Annotated in this window: 16 protein-coding genes and 1 pseudogene; 9 read left to right on the top strand and 8 right to left on the bottom strand. The window is 41.8% G+C overall.

Annotated elements, in window-relative coordinates:
• Positions 1–200: 200 nt before the first annotated feature.
• The gene (locus PR808_RS01395; RefSeq protein ID WP_206084109.1) at positions 201–2,324 is read left to right on the top strand and encodes a TonB-dependent receptor family protein; all 2,124 of its coding nucleotides are present in this window, start codon (positions 201–203) and stop codon (positions 2,322–2,324) included.
• 18 nt (positions 2,325–2,342) lie between these two features.
• Complete coding sequence (locus PR808_RS01390; RefSeq protein WP_272538512.1) at positions 2,343–3,482, top strand: ABC transporter substrate-binding protein; 1,140 nt, start codon at positions 2,343–2,345, stop codon at positions 3,480–3,482.
• A gap of 73 nt (positions 3,483–3,555) precedes the next feature.
• On the opposite strand, the gene PR808_RS01385 is transcribed toward PR808_RS01390, so the two are convergent.
• The 5 genes from PR808_RS01385 to PR808_RS01365 all read right to left on the bottom strand — a co-directional run bounded on the left by PR808_RS01385 (position 3,556) and on the right by PR808_RS01365 (position 8,694).
• Positions 3,556–5,376 (bottom strand): CocE/NonD family hydrolase, encoded by a 1,821-nt coding sequence (locus tag PR808_RS01385; RefSeq protein ID WP_272538511.1) that lies wholly within the window; start codon positions 5,374–5,376, stop codon positions 3,556–3,558.
• Positions 5,377–5,380: 4 nt separating this feature from the next.
• Entirely contained in the window at positions 5,381–6,790 is a 1,410-nt protein-coding gene (locus tag PR808_RS01380; protein ID WP_272538510.1) for a YfcC family protein, read from the bottom strand.
• Between the two features lie 21 nt (positions 6,791–6,811).
• Entirely contained in the window at positions 6,812–7,540 is a 729-nt protein-coding gene (locus tag PR808_RS01375) for an IclR family transcriptional regulator (RefSeq protein ID WP_272538509.1), read from the bottom strand.
• Between the two features lie 267 nt (positions 7,541–7,807).
• Positions 7,808–8,236, bottom strand: coding sequence for a DMT family transporter (locus tag PR808_RS01370; RefSeq protein WP_206084113.1), 429 nt, complete (start codon positions 8,234–8,236; stop codon positions 7,808–7,810).
• 5 nt (positions 8,237–8,241) lie between these two features.
• Positions 8,242–8,694, bottom strand: a complete 453-nt coding sequence (locus PR808_RS01365; RefSeq protein WP_272538508.1) for a DMT family transporter — start codon at positions 8,692–8,694, stop codon at positions 8,242–8,244.
• Positions 8,695–8,810: 116 nt separating this feature from the next.
• On the opposite strand from PR808_RS01365, the gene PR808_RS01360 reads away from it, so the two are divergent.
• Together PR808_RS01360 and PR808_RS01355 are read left to right on the top strand one after the other, a co-directional pair.
• The gene (locus PR808_RS01360) at positions 8,811–9,737 is read left to right on the top strand and encodes a LysR family transcriptional regulator (protein WP_206084115.1); all 927 of its coding nucleotides are present in this window, start codon (positions 8,811–8,813) and stop codon (positions 9,735–9,737) included.
• A 78-nt stretch (positions 9,738–9,815) separates the two neighbouring features.
• Positions 9,816–10,793 carry a Gfo/Idh/MocA family protein gene (locus tag PR808_RS01355; RefSeq protein ID WP_206084116.1) on the top strand — a complete coding sequence of 326 codons (978 nt, stop codon included), beginning with the start codon at positions 9,816–9,818 and terminating at the stop codon, positions 10,791–10,793.
• A gap of 59 nt (positions 10,794–10,852) precedes the next feature.
• Here the strand turns inward: PR808_RS01355 and PR808_RS01350 are convergent, their stop codons facing one another.
• Positions 10,853–12,502 (bottom strand): alpha-keto acid decarboxylase family protein, encoded by a 1,650-nt coding sequence (locus PR808_RS01350; RefSeq protein ID WP_272538507.1) that lies wholly within the window; start codon positions 12,500–12,502, stop codon positions 10,853–10,855.
• 124 nt (positions 12,503–12,626) lie between these two features.
• Between PR808_RS01350 and PR808_RS01345 the strand changes: the two genes are divergently transcribed.
• Complete coding sequence (locus tag PR808_RS01345; RefSeq protein WP_272538506.1) at positions 12,627–13,520, top strand: LysR family transcriptional regulator; 894 nt, start codon at positions 12,627–12,629, stop codon at positions 13,518–13,520.
• A gap of 70 nt (positions 13,521–13,590) precedes the next feature.
• Here PR808_RS01345 and PR808_RS01340 read toward each other — a convergent pair whose 3' ends face one another.
• Positions 13,591–14,754, bottom strand: a complete 1,164-nt coding sequence (locus PR808_RS01340; protein ID WP_272538505.1) for a calcium:proton antiporter — start codon at positions 14,752–14,754, stop codon at positions 13,591–13,593.
• A 421-nt stretch (positions 14,755–15,175) separates the two neighbouring features.
• On the opposite strand from PR808_RS01340, the gene PR808_RS01335 reads away from it, so the two are divergent.
• The 4 genes and pseudogenes from PR808_RS01335 to PR808_RS01320 all read left to right on the top strand — a co-directional run bounded on the left by PR808_RS01335 (position 15,176) and on the right by PR808_RS01320 (position 17,630).
• Entirely contained in the window at positions 15,176–16,783 is a 1,608-nt protein-coding gene (locus PR808_RS01335) for a GMC family oxidoreductase (protein WP_272538504.1), read from the top strand.
• Between the two features lie 67 nt (positions 16,784–16,850).
• Complete coding sequence (locus PR808_RS01330) at positions 16,851–17,180, top strand: hypothetical protein (RefSeq protein WP_272538503.1); 330 nt, start codon at positions 16,851–16,853, stop codon at positions 17,178–17,180.
• Positions 17,176–17,274, top strand: a pseudogene (locus PR808_RS01325) (PAAR domain-containing protein); the annotation flags it as partial. The gene PR808_RS01330 and the pseudogene PR808_RS01325, both read left to right, overlap by 5 nt.
• Before the next feature lie 44 nt (positions 17,275–17,318).
• Positions 17,319–17,630, top strand: a complete 312-nt coding sequence (locus PR808_RS01320) for a hypothetical protein (RefSeq protein WP_272538502.1) — start codon at positions 17,319–17,321, stop codon at positions 17,628–17,630.
• Between the two features lie 213 nt (positions 17,631–17,843).
• On the opposite strand, the gene ychF is transcribed toward PR808_RS01320, so the two are convergent.
• Complete coding sequence (gene ychF / locus PR808_RS01315; protein ID WP_206084121.1) at positions 17,844–18,935, bottom strand: redox-regulated ATPase YchF; 1,092 nt, start codon at positions 18,933–18,935, stop codon at positions 17,844–17,846.
• Positions 18,936–18,961: the final 26 nt, after the last annotated feature.

Raw genomic sequence — 18,961 nt, 5'->3', positions numbered from 1 at the left:
TGGTTTGTCAGCAGTCTGAAATCCGAAGGTAACCCCTTCGGATTTTTATTTGTCTTTTTTTTAGCCTAAAAAAAGAATAATAACTAATAATTTAATTAGTTAGATGTTTTTGTTATAAAAAAAGAGTAAATATGGTTGATTATTACTAATGATTATAATTATCATTATTGATCTTAATCTTCTTTCTTAACTCGCCTTTTATGAACTTGAAAACTCGCAAACTACTTTTGCCATTGGCAATTTCTGCTTCATTGATTTCTCACTATGCTTTTGCGGCTGATAACGCTAAAAATGACCAAATCACCGTCACGGGTAACTGGCTCGAAAATACCGAAGACAGCGAAGTGGTATTTAACCATCCCGGTGCACGAACCGTTAAAACACAGCAACAAATTAAAGAAACGGGCAGTGAAACCATTGCGGATGCACTAAAAGGTATCCCTGGTGTTCAAGTGCGTGAAAGTAATGGAACTGGGGGAAGTGATGTTTCCTTAAACGTGGGGGTGCGCGGTTTAACCTCACGTTTATCGCCACGTTCAACGATTTTGCTTGATGGGATGCCGTTGGCGGCAGCACCTTATGGTCAGCCACAACTTTCCATGTCACCACTCTCGTTAGGCAGTATTGAATCCATCGATGTTATCCGTGGTGGGGCATCTGTACGTTATGGGCCACAAAACGTAGGTGGAGTGATTAACTTTGTGACCAAGCCAATTCCAAAGGAGTTTGGTGGCGGGGTAGCGGTACAAACCCAAGGGGCGAAAACAGGTGGGTTAAAGACCTTAGTGGATGCCTCATTAGGTGGCTCTAAAGCTGATGATTCAGCGGGTGCCATGATCCTATATTCGGGTTTACACGGGCAAGGTTATCGCAAAAGTAATGATAATACGGATATTGATGATTTTATGTTGAAAACCCGTTATGCCATCACGGATAACGACGAGCTATTAGCGAATTTTCACTATTATCACGCGATGTCTGGAATGCCAGGCGGGTTAACCCAAGCTCAATATAATGCAGACCCATTCCAATCAACGCGGCCTTATGACCGTTTTGAAGGGAATCGCCAAGATATGTCATTGAAATATAAACATGAAGAAGATGACAAGCAATTCGAATTAATGACGTGGTTTAGCAAAAGCTACCGTGGTAGCTATATTGAAAGTGACCATAAAGACAAAGCCAACGAGAGACGTTTGGTTTCTTACCCGCGTCACTATACCGCGTATGCCATTGAGCCAAGTTATTCACAATTGTTTCGTTTTAATAATATGTCCCATGAAGTGACTGTGGGCTACCGTTATTTAAATGAAACCGCTGATGAAAAAGCCTATCGCTCAAATTGGTACCAAGCTGGCACACAAAACACACGCCCAAGTACCAACGACTACTACCAACACACCTCGGGCGGAACGGAAGCGCATGCGATTTACCTTGATGACACCATTGATGTCGGCAACTGGACTATCATTCCGGGTATTCGCTACGAAAACATCAATATTCACTTAAACGACAGTTTTAAAAATCAAAATCGCAGTAAGCGTTACAGCGAGCCACTTCCTGCATTGGCGGTGATTTACCATATTGATGATGAGTGGAAATTATTTGCTAATGCCAGCACTTCATTTGGGAGTTTGCAGTACTTCCAATTGAATACAAAAGGGGTTGGCAATTCACCAGCTAACGGGTTAAGTGCAGAAAAAGCCCATAACTATGAAGTGGGCACGAAATACGACAATACAGCGCTCTCTTTAGAAGCGACTTTATTCTATATCGATTTCGACGACCAGCTTCTTTATGTCGAAAATACAACTGGTTGGACTAATTTAGGCGCGACGACGCACCAAGGTGTTGAGCTAGCGGCAAGGTACAATTTAGCGGATCTCACCGATGTTCTTGATGGTGTGAGCGTGTATAGCACTTATACCTATACTAAAGCAGTCAGTAAGAAAGGGGATTTTGCCCATAAAGACTTACCGTTCTATTCACGTCAAGTGATCACCGCAGGTAGCCGTTATGAAACAGGCAATTGGGTGTGGAACCTAAATACCTATGCGCAATCAACTCAGGAATCACCAGGGACAACAAGTCATTATGTGACCGAACCAAGTGCAGATGGCCGATATGGCACAATACCTGGCTATATGGTGTGGGATGCGCGTGGGGAATACCACTTTGGTAAAAGTTTGTCTGATTTAACATTATCGGCTGGTATTAAAAACTTATTTGATCAAACCTATTTTACGCGCTCGACAGATAACAACTATGGGATCTACGTTGGGCAGCCAAGAACATACTATGTTCAAGCATCAGTGAAATTTTAGTTAAGATAAGGCAGGATAATGATAGGTCGATTTATCAATAAGTATTGCTTATTTGGGTTATTGAGTCTGTTCAGTGCGGCGACGAGTTTCGCTGCACCTATTACAGTGACCGATATCGCGGGGCGGGAAGTTACCGTTAATGCACCTGTTTCACGGGTGATGCTGGCGGATAGCCGTGTGCTGGTGGCATTGAATATCTTGCACCCACAAAGCCCATTAAAAGGCATTATTGCGTGGGATGATGCGCTTATCAAAAAAGCGCCCGACTTAAGCGCAGCGTACAGTAAAAAGTTTCCTGAACTAAGCAAAATTCCTGTTTTCCCAAATCCTTACACAACCGACTTTAGTGTTGAAAAGGCCTTGGTCGCTCAACCTGATTTACTGATTTTTGATATCGGTTTGAAAAGCAAGTTGACGGAAAGTGGCACGCTATCTTTACTGGAAAAAAGCGGTTTACCCGTCATTTTCATCGATTTTCGGCAATACCCGCTGAAAAATACCATGCCGAGTATGGCATTATTAGGCCAAGTGTTCGGTGAACCACAACAAGCGGAGGCATTTAACCAGTTTTATCAACAAAGGTTGGATTTGATCCGCAGTAAAGTGGCAACACTTGATAAAAACCAGCGCCCAAGTGTGTTTATTGAAAGGGCTGCAGGGATTTCAGGTGAAGATTACTGTTGCAAAACCTTTGGCAATGGCAATTTTGGTGAGTTTGTTGAAACGGCAGGGGGAAATAATCTCGGTTCACAGTGGTTCAGTATTGGAATGGGCGGTGAAATTAACGAAGAGCAGTTAATTCACAGTAATCCTGACTATTATTTAATGACCGCCGCGGATTGGGATAGCACACGTAAAGGTAGCGCTTCAGTGCCTTTAGGGTATACAGGCGATAAAGCCAAATCGCAGGCTAGGCTAATCAAGCTGATGGAACGCCCTAAACTGCGCTCATTAGCGGCATATCAAAACAAGCAGGTTTTAGCGTTATACCAGCAATATTATGACACTCCGTTTAATATTATTGCGGTGGAAGCGATAGCGAAGTTTCTTCACCCCAATTTATTTGCCGAACTTGACCCACAAGCGGATAGCGATTATCTGCACAAAACCTTCACGGCATTAGAGGGCGATGGTGTGTTCTGGGTTAAAGCACAGTAAAAACATGGCTTCTTCATTGGCCTGCTTGATTACTAAAGCAGGCCAATATCTTAATCGTACCTATCGGAAGTGATTACGTTTTCTTAACGATGGGTAATACGACCTTCGATGGGTATCTCTTTGAAATATGAATACTGTTATGTGCCACTTTCCATGTTCTATCCCCTGCGATAGTTTCACCTGTATTGGTGTTGAAATCGTATTTGGGGAAATTACTACTGGAAATATCTAACCGAATACGGTGCCCTTTCACAAAACGGTTAGCGCAAGCAAACGGTTTGATTTTAATTTCAACCACTTCATTAGGGTTTAACAAGGTTTTTTGCTCATAGCCCTGATGAAAACGGCAGCGGAAAATACCATCGGTAATATTCATGGCATAACCTTGCGGGTAATCTTCATTGGGTGGATAAACGTCAATTAATTTAGCTGTAAAATCCGTATCTAAGGCATCACTGCTGATCCATAAAGACACTTCAATATCACCAGCCAAACAAATATCGTCTTGTAAAATGTCGGTTTCAAAAACTAAAACATCAGGGCGAGCGGAAAGCGGCAGGTTATTTTGTTGGCTGCCAAAAAAATCAGGCAGTTCACGTTGATCGAATGCTCCTCCCCAAAAGATAGGTTGGCCTGATGTTAAAGCGCCGCCGATGGTTGGAACAGGGTACTTAGGATCATAGCAATAGGATATTGTTGCTTGCTTGGGGCACTCTTCACGCTGAAGAGATTGATTTCCCCAAAGGAAAAAAGGTGTTTTTTCAACATTGGGTAATGGCCATTGTTGGTGGTGAAGCCACTCACCACCATGTTCTAAACGCCCCTCAGAATTACGTTTACCACTACCGCCACCCATCATAAAAAAAGTAATGTCTTGCTGAGGCTTTGGTGGGTTAAGACCTTTTAAATGCGTGTTGAACCAAACTAAGCGGCAGGCTAACCAATCTTCACTGACATTGTGATCAAAAGCGGCAACTTCACCAAATTCAGCATTACCACTATGGGTAATATTTCGGTCTCCATGTAGCCAAGGGCCCATGATTAATTTTTGTGGTGATTGCTTTGTTGTGGTGAATGCGCGGTAGTTATCTAATGTCGAGCTAACATAAGCATCATACCAACTGGACATAAATAACACGGGGATATCGGGGATTTGGTCGTAGTAGCCCTCAGCGTAGATGCCTATTTTTTTCCAATAATCGGTAAAACACTCTTCTTCCCATTGCTCGAACAAATAAGATTCATATTCAGGCACATGTTTTAGTAATGTGTGCCCTTGGTGCCATGGCATAGCCGCAAACCAATCATGAATATTTTCTTGTGCTAAAGCCGTTGAAACCGTGGAGGATTGTTGAGCGAGTGGGCTTAGTTTTGCTTGTTTATACGCCCAAGTGGCTTGTTTGAGCTCAAAGGCTCCCCCTTGACGAATACCGCATTGAAATGCATTGGCAAAGCCCCCTGAATCGAGCACCATGGTAGATAAGCCTGGTGGATTCAAACAGGCCATGGCTAATTGTGTATGGGCTGCATAAGAAAGCCCCATAGAGCCGATTTTTCCGTTACACCAAGGCTGTGCCATAATCCATTGTAGTGTATCGAAACCATCTTCTGCCTCATTAATATATTTGGTGAATTTACCTTCGGACTCATAACGGCCACGACAGTCTTGATAAATAACAATAAAACCTGCATGGGTGAAACAACGCGCCATCTCCTGACGCGTTATCTGGTGCCCAGTGACCGTTTTTTCAGAACGAGAAGGGGCTTTTTTGTCATAAGGTGTGCGCTCGATAATTACGGGGTAAGGGAAATCATCAGCGTCTTGCGGGAAATAGACATCCGTTGATAGGGTTACACCATCACGCATAACGATGCGGAAATTCTTCATATCCATATAGTTAATATCCTATGCTGACTGCGATGGTTAGTAAGCCAATACCGACAGCCATAAAAATTAAAAAAAGTGGGAAAATATATTTTGCCCATGTGGTCCAACTGACACCTGCGGTCGCTAAAAAGATCAGTAATCCGCTGGAGGTTGGCGTGATCATATTGGTCAGCCCATTCCCCATTAAAAAAGCAAAAACAGTCGTTTGCGGGGAAACACCTGAAATTTCACCTACGGGGCCTAATATTGGCATAGTGACAGCGGCTTGCCCTGAAGTGGATGGGATAGCGACATCTAATAATAATTGAGAAATAAACATACTGTATGAGGAAACATAAGCCCCATGGTTACCTACTAAGCCAACCAGTTGGTGAATTATCGTATCCAGAATTTTGCCTTGGGAAAGAATAATTTCAACCGCCGTTGCGAGCCCAATAAGCACGCCAGCAATCAGCACTTTTTTCATCCCGTTAACGAAAGCATCCGCTGCTGCGCTAGCCGTTAGGCCACTGCAAAAAGTTAAAACGACGCTTAGAAACAAATAATAAGCGGATAAATCATTATTCTTCCAGTGCCAGCGATTAGATGCATAGACTAAAAAAGCCACGCCAATGGCTAAAATAATTAACATTAACTTATGGCGGCCTGTCAGCGCGCTTGACTGGCTATTTTCTTCAACAACATAGCGAGTTAATGTCGTTTTACGGATACTGTAAAAGACAAACAAAATCCCTAAACTGATAAAAATAAAGTAGGCGGCAACACGCATGCTTAAACCGCTGAATACAGGTAGTCCCACCAGTGGCTGAGCAATCGATAATGCATAAGGGTTAGTAATTGACGCGAGGTAACCAACTTTAACGGCGATAGCAACAATTGCGAGGCCGATAAGCTCATTAAGCCCAACACGTTTCATCAGGGCAATGACCATCGGGATCACCAAAAGGTACTCTTTGGCTAATCCCATAAAGGTACTTCCCATCGAGAAAACAATCATTAAAAAAGGAATTAATAAGTAAATATTCCCCCGAGTGACGTGCAATAGCCTTCCAAGCCCTGACTCGATAGCCCCCGTTTTATTCAGGATCCCAAACATTCCACCAATAAATAGCACCATATAAATAAGAGGGGATTGCTTAATAATTCCTTCTGGGATGGCTTTAAATAGTTGAATTAAACTGACGGGAGCCGCTTCATTTTCAGCGGGTTTTTCTGTTCCTAAGACTTGCCCAAAGTTCACTTCTTTGGAAACTGTCTGATAAGAGTCAGGAATGACTTTTTTGCCATCGCGTTCATATTGCCCAGACTCAACAAAATAGGTCATTAAAAAGGCAATAATCACAATGGTTAACATGACTAAAACGGGGTTCATCTGCCAACCTGGCGATGCATTCTGCTTGAGGGTTTGTGTTGGTTGCATGGTGTAGTCTCTTTTATTGTATTAATTATTAGGGATATAACCGAGTTGCCTTGAGATACGTAGAGCAGACTGAAGAAGTTGCTCCGTCATTTCTTTTTCTTTGTCATCAGAAAAACGGCTAAGCGGGAGGCTGATACTGAGTGCTGCAATGCAATCCCCATTTTGCGTAAAAATTGGCGCAGCGATTGCACCAATTCCTGCTGTTAATTCCCCGCGCGTAATGGCGAAGCCTCGAGTATGTATATCTGCCAATGTTTGGATAAGAGAGGGTTTTTTTTCGGTAAAATGGGATTGCACATCTAAAGGTGAATAGGCAAGTAAGACTCTTCCTGATGCACCAGAGCCGAGGGCACGACGGTTGCCTGCTTCACTACGGACTTGAAGTGATTGTCCTGAAGGCTTATGTAAAACTTGAAGGACGTCATCGTTATCACGTATACGCAATTGAATGTTTTCATCGAAGCGTTGGCGCAGCCGTTCTGCTTCAATGTCAGCCACTTGGATGTAGTCAATTTGTTGACGTGCACAATTCCCTAAACTTAACAATTGATGGCCTAAATGATAAGTAACGGGGTTATCATTTTTTTGTACGAAATGGCGGTTTTCTAAAGTGCAGAGCAAACGGTAAACCTTCGATTTATTCATTCCCGATAAACGGGAGAGTTCGCTTAGTCCAAGGTTATCCTTCTCACCTAATAACATTAGGAGCAAAAGGGCGTCATCAACAGCCGTCACAATATTGTCTTTCATGCCAACCTCGATCGGTTTGTACAGTAAACCACTGGTTTATTTAATAAAATTAGCATGGGGAATAACAAAAAATGATTCAAGAGAGTTGTTAATAAATTGTGAGGTGAGTTAGGGTTTTTAAAATAGAGGATACGAGAAAATTAGGAAGGATAGCTATTTATTTTTAAATAAAACAAATGGTTATTTTAATTTTAAACACTTAGGTGATTTAAGGGCGATTCGCTCAAATAAAATATGATTGATGCCAAAATAGCCCCGAAATATCAATTATCTGGTTTGCCTAGTAAAATTGATCATAACACCCACGATAATCAAAGCGACCCCGATTAATTGCAAATAGGCATTTTGGTTTTGTATTCCATTAACCGTATCTATCACTAAGCTTGATATCATTTGGCCACAAATAACGAATACAGACGTTAACATCACCCCTAACAATGGCAAAACATAGCTATTGATGACGACAAAAAATGCGCCAATTATTCCTCCAACAAAGGCAATTAACGGAATTTCAGTAAGGTTAAATTGATATTGGTTTAGGACTAATACAATGACAGTTAAGAATAAAAAACCAATTAAATGATTAATTAAGGCACTGTAAAATGCGTTGCGTTGCTGAGCGAGTTTTCCGTTGAGTGTTCGACTCATCACGATGCATACCCCATTGAATAATGCGATAAAAATATAGAGTGTCATTTTTATTATTTCCCGATAATTAACAAGCTACTGCCACTGATTAGTAAGATACACATCAGAATATCGTTATGGGTGATCCTGCGCTTTGTTACGCCAAACCAGCCAAAAGCATCGACTAACAAGCTGAATAATATTTGCCCAGTGATCATCAAGATAATACTGCCAGATAACGAAAGTGGGCTATTTACTGTGATTGCGGCGAGCAGTACCGTAAAACCCCCAGGGATCCCTCCGAGATACCAAAGTAATTTACCTCGAGTCGTGGAGGCTTTGTTTTTCTGTTTTTTTACGTAAAACAGATAAATAATCAATGAAAATATTGAGCCAATCGCATGGGTTAGCCAAGAAGCGGTTAGCGGTGTGGTAAAAAGCGATAAATAGCTGTTTGCCATAATCATTAATGATAATAAGACACCTGATGTCAGCGCCATTAATGATAAAATATACTTATTATTCATGATGATGAATCTTATAAAATCAATTTGTATTTCGAGGGTGATAAGGTATTCTGTTTTTAGTTTTGCATCAAGAAAACACACTGTTTGCTTTTGGTTGACAATAAGTGGATTGATCAATGGATAATATGAGCGCATTTCCTATTTTGATTGCGGTAGCGGATGCTTTAAGCCTGACAAAAGCAGCAAAGTCGTTGAATATGACCAAGTCAGGGATCAGCAAGGCTCTCAAAGAGGTTGAAGATACGTTAGGGGTTAAATTGTTTCATCGCACCACCCGAACCGTGAGTTTAACCGAGGCGGGGGAGGCTTATATAGGCTATATTCGCCAGTCATATCAGTTGGCAATGATGGCGAAAGATGTCGCATCCCAATTTAGTGACAAAATTGCAGGGACATTGCGAATTTCTGCACCGATGTCGTTTGGCACATTACACCTTGCTAAAATGCTTCCTGCCTTTATGCAGCTATACCCTGAACTTAATGTTGAATTGTTTTTTGATGACAAAGTGACGGATTTGATTACTGATGGGTACGATATCGCTGTACGTATCGGTGAACTCCCTGACTCCTCCCTTGTAGCGCGTAAATTATTCCCTTGCACCAGTGGCTTATATGCCTCAAAAGGTTATTTAGCTCGGTTTGGCACACCAACTAAAGTGGCGGATTTACGTGAACACAATTGCTTGTCATATTCGTTTTATCAAGCAGGGCAAGAGTGGGTTTTTTATCAAAAAGGGAAAAAATTTAGCCATGTACCGAAAGGTTCATTGCGGGTTAATAATAGCCAAGCCTTAATTCAAGCCGTTAAAGCCGATATCGGCATCGCGTTATTACCGCATTTTATTACAGTGATAGAGGGGGATGATACGTTAATTCCATTACTAACGAATTATCAATTGCCTGATCATAATATTTACGTAGTCTATCCAGAAAAAGAATATTTACCCCGTAAAATAAAAGTGTTTATTGATTTTTTATATACACAGTTTGCAGTGGGCAGTGAATACCCGCAACGAATCAAAAGTAAGGCTGATAAAAGGTGAGTATTCATTGATTGTCTGCTCATGTCTTGTTATTAATGAACAAATTAAAACTGATTTTATTCGCGACAGGTAACGTAAATGAAACTTGCACTCATTGGTTCAGGCAAAATAATTATGATGGCGCTCGATGCATTAAAAACAATGCAAGAGATTGAATTAGTTGCATTGTGTGTTAGGCCCGAAAGTGAAGAAAAAGGTAAAGTACTTTGTCAGCAATTTGGTATTGCGAAACTTTATACGGATTACCAAGTGTTATTGCAGGATGAGGACGTTGACACAGTATATATTGGGCTGCCGAATCATTTGCATTACCAGTATACTGAGCAAGCACTGATGGCCAATAAACACGTGATTTGCGAAAAACCGTTTACGCCGCACTGGGAACAGCTGCAAGAATTAATTTTATTATCCCAGAAACGAAATCTTTTCTTATTCGAAGCGATCACTTCAATTCATACACCAGAATTTGCAATTATCAAACAAAACATGGGTAAAATTGGTGAAATAAAAGCCATTCAAGGTAACTATTCGCAATATTCAAGCCGTTATAATGATTACCTGCAAGGGCATGTTCATGGGGCATTTGACCCAAAACAAGCGGGTGGGGCGTTATATGACATTAACCTCTATAACATTTATTTATTGGTTGCATTAATGGGTAAACCTGATAACAGCCGGTATATATGTAACAGAGGGTTTAATGGCATTGATACGTCAGGGATATTCACGGCGCAGTATGCGACTGCAACAGCGTCTTGCGTGGGGGCAAAAGACTCAGCCAGCCCTGGTTTTTTCATTATCCAAGGTACAAAAGGATACATCCAAGTGCAGGGCGCCCCAAGCCTTTGCCAAAAAGTAGAGGTGTGCATCGAGGGTGAAACCTCAACAGTGATCCGCGATGAGTCCATTAACCATATGATTTATGAATTTGCTTATTTTCGCGATCAGGTTGCGTCACAAAAACGCCAGCAAAGTGATGAATTACTGGCATTAGCATTAAGTGTGTCTAAAGTTCTCACCGAAGCACGGGAAAATGTGGGCTTGATATTTGAGTAATGGGCACAATAAATTGGCAGCTTGGTGATAAGAGAAACACGCTGCCAATTCCAGTATGTTTAAAATGAATATAATGAACTGACGGACTCACCCAATTTTCTCGCTAATTCAGAAGATGCATACCTGTCCATCACCACTTCAATATAAGCCGCATGATCAGAAGATTGTGCCATATTAATCGCAGCATCGAGCTCATGACAGCTGTTGACGCGTTGGCAATACCAATCTTCGCAACCTAATGCATGGGGCAACTGCGCATAATTCCATTGTGGCAAATCGTTGTAATAGGCCTCAGGATCTTTACAAAGTAACCTTTCGATTAAATAGCCATCATTATTAAGCACAAAAATTATCGGTTTTAAATTAAAGCGGGCAAATTGACTGATTTCTTGCGCGGTAAGCTGGTGTGATCCCTCACCAGTGACCAGAATGATACGGCGATTGGGCTCGGCTATCGCAGCACCAAAAGCGGCAGGTGTCGCCCAACCAATTGATCCCCATAAGGTTTGGTTATGGAACTGGGCATTTTTGGGTAGCAAAGCAAAGCCTAAGCCCATTGATGCAGTCCCTGTTTCGGCAATAATGATATCGTCTTCACGGAACAGGCTTTCGAGACGAGGATAAAGATATTCGGCTGTAATTTTATCTTGTTCATTTAGGAGGGGGGAACCTAACCCTTCGGCTTGGATTACTTTATGGTTTAACGTAGGCGCAAGCTTATTCAACTGGTCAAGCACATCATTCATATAGACTTGTGGATAAACAGCAGAGCCGACAATAACGTGGTCTGACAAAATATTAATACGGTTTTCACTGTTTATTTTTGCGGTAAAACTGCCTGAGTTAAAGTCAGTTAATACCGCGCCAATTCCGACTAAACAGTCACAGCTTTCGACAAAATCGGCAACTTTAGGGTTCATTAAGTGCCCATTATAGAGCCCAATATAAGTTGGGTTGGATTCGCTCAATACGCCCTTATCCATAAACATCGTGGTGTAAGGTAACCCTGTTTTATCAATCAGTGTTTGCACTTGCTGTGCAAGGCCTAAACGTGCGGTTAATATCCCTGGGACAAAACAGGCTTGAGTGGATGCGTTCAATTTCTCTAAGATAGCCGTTACTGCCGCAGACAGTGATCCACTATTCCTTTTAGGAATAGTGGGTTTGTCCACATTTTTATCTGCCATAACGGGCATAATGGCATAGTCAGAAGGGAAGCCTAAGTAGACAGGGCGGCGTTCTTGTAAAGCGGTTGTGATTAAACGTTCAGTTTCAGCGATGCAGTTTTCAGGCGTTAAAACGGCATGAGCGCAGCTTAAATGTTGGCTCATTTGGTAAAATACATTAAAGTCACCATTGCCCAATGTGTGGTGGACTAATCGATGATTTTTTTGTACACCACTGGCAGGCATGCCGACGAGGTGAAAAATAGGTAAGTGTTCAGCATAAGCGCCAGCAATGCCATTTAAAGCGCTTAACTCCCCAACTCCAAAGGTGGTGGAAAGTGCAGCGACACCCTTTATACGAGCGTACCCATCGGCTGCATATGAGGCATTGAGTTCGTTACAATTACCAATCCAGCGCATCGACTTATTTTCACACACGGCGTCTTCAATTGGGAAAGCGTAATCCCCTGCGACGCCAAAAATATCGTTGATACCGATTTCTTGTAGACGATTCAAAACATATTCAATGACGGTCAGGTTCATTATATTGACTCCTATTAATTACATTAGATTATAATGTTGCTTAATATTATTTTTAGACTATATTTTTCTGAATAGGAAATCACTTATAATCATTCTAACTATAACTAAAAATCATAGGAGAGATATGGATATTCGTTCGTTACGTTATTTTGTTGAGGTGGTGCAACTCAATGGGTTTAGCCGTGCTGCTGAACAACTGTTTGTGACGCAACCTGCCATTAGCCGCAGTATTAAAAAGCTAGAGGATGAGCTGGGTTATACCTTGTTAATCAGGGAGAACGAAGGGGTCAGGTTGACGGATGAAGGGACGATTCTGTTGGCTCACGCAAAGCAAATTTTGGCGCAATTTAAAAGTATGGAACAGGCATTAAAAGAAAAATCAGGGCCACTAACGGGGGTTTTACCTGTTGGGTTACCCCCAGTGATTGCCTCAACCTATTTTGCTGACATCATTATGGCGTTCAGCTTGCGTTATCCCCAAGTGGAGTTAAAAATCCTGGAATTAGGAACGCGGAAGATGCGTGATGCCATGTTAAATGGCGAGGTAGAAACCGCGGCTGTCATGCTCCCATTTGACGATGAGCGCTTTGATCTAGATATTTTTTCGACAGATAGATTAATGTTATTGGTTAATGAGAAGCACCCCTTGGCAATGCGAGATAGCGTCAAGTTTGTTGAATTAATTAATGAGCCATTTATTTTCTTTTCTGATGATTTCCGGATTAATGAGCTTGTTATCAGTGCCTGCGGAATTTATGGCCATAAGCCTGTGATTTCAGGGCGCAGTAGCCATCTTGATTTAGTCACCGCGATGGTGAGGGCTGGTGTCGGGATAACACTGCTTCCAGATAGTATGTGGCGCAAAACGAGTTCAGCGGGGTTATCGATTATCCCTGTGATTGAGCCAATACTTGCCTATGATTTAGCCTTAGCCACGCTGAAAAATAACCAGCAGAGCCGCCGAGCTCAAGCGTGGCACGACTTGGCTTTGAATATGTTAAGAATAAATAGGAGATAAAAAAGGGCTTACATTAACGGATTGATACTAGTTTGGTCTTTCCCAAGAAGCCCTTAACTTTAGCGATTAATCAGGGATAAAATAGAATAAGCCCGAATACAGCAAAGACTGTAAGGTGCATCCATCCTTGAATAGGCGATGTTCTCTGCCCATTAAATGAAAGCATAGTAAGCAACATGGTAATCGCGAATAACGCTGTTTCTGCATTAGAAATTCCCATGATGACTTGTTTACCGGTAATAATCCCTATAATTAATACGGCTGGCACAGTTAAGCCAACAGTTGAGACAAAAGCACCTTGGCAAAGGTTTATCGCGCGTTGCATCTCGTTATTCATTGCCGCTTTTACGGCGGTGATAGACTCAGGTGTAAACACGATAATAGCAATCAGGACACCACCTACAGCAGCAGGCGCACCTAAGGCACTAATACCGTAATCAGTCACGATAGCTAAATAATGTGCAAGTAACACAATAGGTAGGATCAACCCAATTAACACACAAGAACGGATAATAATCACTTTTTTATTTGCCCCTGATTGAGGCGAATTGTTTTCGGTAGTTTTGTCTGTTAAATCAAATTGTTCTGGAATATTCATAAACCCTTTAGGGGGTTGAATGAAAAACCGACGGTGACCACGCATCTGCATCCACAAAAATGCCCCATAGATTAGAAGAGTGAGACCCGAAATGCCTATTGCCTGCGTATGGGAATACTCCCCTTGGAAGGAGGTATAATTGGGTAATACTAGGGCTAAACTGGTCAGCAACACAATCATTGAAAGGTAACTGTTTGCCCCTTGAGTATTGTATTCTTGCTCGCCATTTTTAGCCGACCCCGCTAGCAGACATATGCCTAAAACGAGGTTCATGATGATCATCATCACGGCGAATATGGAATCACGCCCTATGGTCGGAAAATCACCGGGTCCTAGCAGGACAGAGGCGATAAGAATAACCTCAATTAACACGATAGATAAGGTGAGGATCAACGTTCCGTAGGGTTCACCGAGTTGTTCGGCTAAATGGTCGGCCTCTTTAACCACACCGAAGGATGCGGTGAGTATTGTTATAAACAGCAGCAAAAAAATCCAAATTGCACTCAATGCAGAGAGATTGTCATTGAGTAACGCATCGCCCCTTAACATGAAAAAAATGACAACTAACCAAGAGCCGGCTAATCGAACCCAAGTCGTTAAAGGGATGAGTGGACTATTGAAACAGAAGTGACCCATAGTATTTACCTAAAAAGAAAGGGCCGTCCCTGTTGATGATACGTGTTTGAGGTCGTCCTCAAACCGATAGAATATAAATTATTGCCTACTATAGCACTCATTTATGAGCTTGCAACTAAGCTTTGCTTTGGCTGATAACGCCAGTGGGCATAAAAAATGGTATTTCTCTATGACTAAATTGCGTGTCAAATAGTCATAGATATTCATTTATTAATGAGTTGCGAGTGTAATTCAATTGGTAAGTTAAATTGCAATTTTCCCTGAATAAACAAGGTATATTAAGAGTGTAAAATAGTTACACAGGAAATTGTTTTTGATTTAAATCACAAATGCAAAATATTGTTCATACATTAATAAATCAAAGGCGCTATTGTTAAATAAATGAAAATAAATTGTTTCTTTTATTTGATAAGGGTGAGAAATGAGCACAGAAAAGTATGACTATATTATTGTTGGGGCGGGCTCAGCAGGCTGTGTGCTCGCAGCTCGTTTAATTCAAGAAACACAAGCTCGCGTATTGCTTATCGAAGCCGGTGGCAGTGATAACCATCTATTTATTCGTATGCCTGCAGGTGTGGCGAAAATTATCGCCCAAAAAAGCTGGCCTTATGAAACTGAACCGGAACTTCATGCTAACAACCGCAAAATGCAAATTGCTCAAGGGAAAGTATTGGGAGGAAGCAGCTCGGTAAATGGTATGATTTATATCCGAGGCCAAAAACAAGATTATGATAATTGGGCGCTAAATTACGGCTGTGAAGGTTGGGGATATGAGGATGTATTGCCATGGTTCAAAAAAGCGGAACGTAATGAAAGCCTGACGGGGGAATATCATGGGACGCAAGGCCCACTCCCAGTGAGTGAAAACCGATATCGCCATCCATTATCAATGGCATTTATTCGTGCAGCACAAGAACATGGCTTGCCTTATGTCAATGACCTTAACGGAGAAAGCCAGCAAGGAACCAGCTTTTACCAGACAACAACGCATAATGGAGAAAGAGCCAGTACATCAAAAACCTATTTAAAATCAGTGGAAAAGAGTGATAAATTGACATTAAAGCTTGGCACCCAAGTGAACCGGGTTATCATTCGTGATGGGTGTGCTGTCGGTGTTGCCTATCAAGGGAAAAATGGCCATGAGATTGAGGCAATCGCCACTCATGAAGTGTTGGTCTGTTCTGGCGCGATGGGCTCAGCAAAATTATTAATGTTGTCAGGGATAGGGCCTGAAGAGCACCTGTCTTCCCTTGGTATTAATACCCTTGCTAACTTACCCGTTGGCAAAAATTTTCATGACCACCTACATATGTCAATTAACGTCACCACTAAGCAACCGATAAGCTTATTTGGCGCAGACCAAGGGTTAAATGCGATTAAACATGGTGTGGAGTGGATGGTATTTCGCAGTGGGTTACTTACCTCTAACGTTTTAGAAGGCGCTGCATTTAAAGACAGCTGCAACCAAGGTCGCCCTGATGTGCAAATTCACTTTTTACCGATTTTAGACAGTTGGGATGATGTTCCTGGTGAGCCTCTGCCAGCTGTCCACGGGTTCTCTTTAAAGGTCGGGTACCTACAGCCTAAGTCACGTGGTGAAGTTTTATTACGTAGCGCAGACCCACAAGCACCGCTAAAAATTCACGCTAATTATCTTGCATCACCTGAAGATATGGAAGGTTGCAAGCGTGCGGTTAAATTTGGGCTGGAAGTATTAGATTCCCCTTCATTACAAGCGCTAAGCAAAGAGGTTTTAATGCCTCCGAGCTCTGTACGCCATGATGAAGCCCAACTTGAAGAGTTTGTGCGGAATTTCTGTAAAACAGTTTACCATCCTGTAGGAACCTGTCGCATGGGAACGGACCCTACAACGTCAGTGACTGATCTACGGTTGCGGGTGCATGGTATTGATCATTTACGTGTTGTAGATTGCTCCGTAATGCCTGAAATTCCAAGCGGTAATACCAATGCACCGACTATTATGATTGCAGAACGTGCCGCAGCGATGATTATTGAAGATAGGAAATAACCACCGTTAGGTATAACAAAACGACTCTGGCAATTTAAGACGCTCTGAATATTGCGAATTGTTCAGAGTGCCATTCGATACCAATATAGATAACTGGCTATTTAATATATACGGCCCATTGGGCACAGTTTTTGGGTTTAGTTGGACATTGGCACCATTGCCAACTATTCCACTGCAAAAAGCACTTCCTGATATGGGGGAAGTGTATTACCACCACGGCAATACTGTCAGCTTCTTTGAAGCCAGACAAACCAGTGAAGATCCAAAACATCCCGTCGGGGATGGAGCTGGCACTGTTCGCACCCGTTGGCGTATGAATGGCAACTATAAATTTTACTTAGTTCCTGATATTGCCAATAAATTAAACGGTCAGTTAGAACAAGACCAAAAAAAGTAGTGTGTTTATTGATGGCAAACCTGCGGCTAGAACAGGTGATGCTGTCAGCTGCAGTGGGGTGTTAATTGGTAATTCATCGGTAAAAATCGGCTAAGATAAAAAATTATGAGGGATTTATTGTGTTTTAAAAAAAAACTAATGACAGGGCAGTACTCACTTGCTGTTACATTTTGGCTGGGATGGGTTGTACCAATAATCGTTGTTGCGTTCATGATATCGGAAGTTTTTGAACGAGGTTTTTTAAATGGATATTCTATTCTTAATCCGATGGTTGGTTTATTTATTATCAGAACAGCAATTACAGGGGGGATATTCTTTGCCCTTATTGCATTGTTGCGAAAGAAAGTCAGTTTTTGGCGAGTGATTGCTTTTTTAGTTGTATCTATTGAATTGATAATTAGCCTTCATTTCTTCGTCGTGGGTTTGAATGTTCTCTTATATCCAATCTGACTTTTAATAAAATGATCGTTTTGATGTGTTGAGTAGCGATCGTTTTTTCAAGGTTAATATAAGTTGTACTCAGTTGCATACTCATTTAACTATGAGCTTTTATGAAACTTAGTGAGATAAAAAACAGCATAAAACTAAGTTGATACCATGAGTTTTTATGCTGTTTTATTATGGTGTGATACTTTATAAAACAGTGTGAACTAGATTGTAGGGCTACACATTAAACAAGAAGTTTAATACATCGCCATCTTTAACGATGTAATCTTTCCCTTCAGCACGCATTTTACCTGCTTCTTTGGCACCTTGCTCACCACGGTATTGGATAAAATCATCAAATGCGATGGTTTGAGCACGAATAAAGCCTTTTTCAAAGTCAGTATGGATTTTGCCTGCCGCCTGTGGTGCAGTTGCGCCCACAGGGATTGTCCATGCACGAACTTCTTTAACACCTGCAGTGAAGTAGGTTTGCAGATTAAGTAATTCATAACCTGCACGAATAACACGGTTTAAGCCTGGCTCTTCGATGCCTAAATCTGCCATAAATTCGTCGCGTTCTTCGTCATCTAACTCAGCGATATCAGATTCGATAGCAGCGCACACAGGCACAACTACAGAGCCTTCGGCTTGAGCAATTTCATACACTTTGTCTAAGAACGGGTTATTTTCAAAACCATCTTCGTTGACGTTCGCGATATACATGGTTGGTTTTAACGTTAAAAAGCTTAAATAGCGGATTGCTGCTTTATCTTCTGTGGTTAAATCCAAGGTACGCAGCATGCCAGCTTGCTCTAAATGTGGCAGACATTTTTCTAATGCTTCCAATTCAGCTTTTGCGTCTTTATCGCCACCTTTAGCGCGTTTTTGTACGCGGTGGATAGCACGTTCGCAGGTATCAAGATCCGCCAAGGCTAATTCAGTATTGATAACATCAATATCTTCAGCTGGGTTAACTTGGCCAGCGACGTGGATGATATTGTCGTTTTCAAAACAACGCACTACGTGGCCGATAGCTTCGGTTTCACGGATGTTAGTTAAGAACTGGTTACCCAGACCTTCGCCTTTAGATGCGCCTTTTACCAAACCTGCGATGTCTACGAATTCCATGGTGGTTGGTAAAATTCGCTGTGGCTTCACAATTTCAGCTAATTGATCAAGACGTGGGTCTGGCATTGGCACAACACCCGTGTTTGGTTCAATTGTACAGAAAGGGAAGTTGGCTGCTTCGATGCCGGCTTTGGTCAATGCATTAAATAATGTGGATTTACCCACGTTTGGCAGACCAACGATACCGCATTTAAAACCCATATGTTTCTCACCTTAAATAGCGAGGG

Source organism: Providencia sp. PROV197 (assembly GCF_028479625.1).
Lineage (GTDB): Bacteria > Pseudomonadota > Gammaproteobacteria > Enterobacterales > Enterobacteriaceae > Providencia > Providencia vermicola.
The sequence above is the reverse complement of the archived record's forward strand: the minus strand, read 5'-3'. Positions and strand labels throughout refer to the sequence as shown.

Bases quoted from the DNA above. Each gene is read 5' to 3' on its own strand.
- PR808_RS01370 (WP_206084113.1), bottom strand. From the start codon at position 8,236: ATGACACTCTATATTTTTATCGCATTATTCAATGGGGTATGCATCGTG.
- PR808_RS01335 (WP_272538504.1), top strand. From the start codon at position 15,176: ATGAGCACAGAAAAGTATGACTATATTATTGTTGGGGCGGGCTCAGCA.
- PR808_RS01375 (WP_272538509.1), bottom strand. From the start codon at position 7,540: ATGAAAGACAATATTGTGACGGCTGTTGATGACGCCCTTTTGCTCCTA.
- PR808_RS01345 (WP_272538506.1), top strand. From the start codon at position 12,627: ATGGATATTCGTTCGTTACGTTATTTTGTTGAGGTGGTGCAACTCAAT.
- PR808_RS01355 (WP_206084116.1), top strand. From the start codon at position 9,816: ATGAAACTTGCACTCATTGGTTCAGGCAAAATAATTATGATGGCGCTC.
- PR808_RS01365 (WP_272538508.1), bottom strand. From the start codon at position 8,694: ATGAATAATAAGTATATTTTATCATTAATGGCGCTGACATCAGGTGTC.
- PR808_RS01360 (WP_206084115.1), top strand. From the start codon at position 8,811: ATGGATAATATGAGCGCATTTCCTATTTTGATTGCGGTAGCGGATGCT.
- PR808_RS01385 (WP_272538511.1), bottom strand. From the start codon at position 5,376: ATGGATATGAAGAATTTCCGCATCGTTATGCGTGATGGTGTAACCCTA.
- PR808_RS01380 (WP_272538510.1), bottom strand. From the start codon at position 6,790: ATGCAACCAACACAAACCCTCAAGCAGAATGCATCGCCAGGTTGGCAG.
- PR808_RS01350 (WP_272538507.1), bottom strand. From the start codon at position 12,502: ATGAACCTGACCGTCATTGAATATGTTTTGAATCGTCTACAAGAAATC.
- PR808_RS01390 (WP_272538512.1), top strand. From the start codon at position 2,343: ATGATAGGTCGATTTATCAATAAGTATTGCTTATTTGGGTTATTGAGT.
- PR808_RS01395 (WP_206084109.1), top strand. From the start codon at position 201: ATGAACTTGAAAACTCGCAAACTACTTTTGCCATTGGCAATTTCTGCT.
- PR808_RS01320 (WP_272538502.1), top strand. From the start codon at position 17,319: ATGACAGGGCAGTACTCACTTGCTGTTACATTTTGGCTGGGATGGGTT.
- ychF (WP_206084121.1), bottom strand. From the start codon at position 18,935: ATGGGTTTTAAATGCGGTATCGTTGGTCTGCCAAACGTGGGTAAATCC.
- PR808_RS01340 (WP_272538505.1), bottom strand. From the start codon at position 14,754: ATGGGTCACTTCTGTTTCAATAGTCCACTCATCCCTTTAACGACTTGG.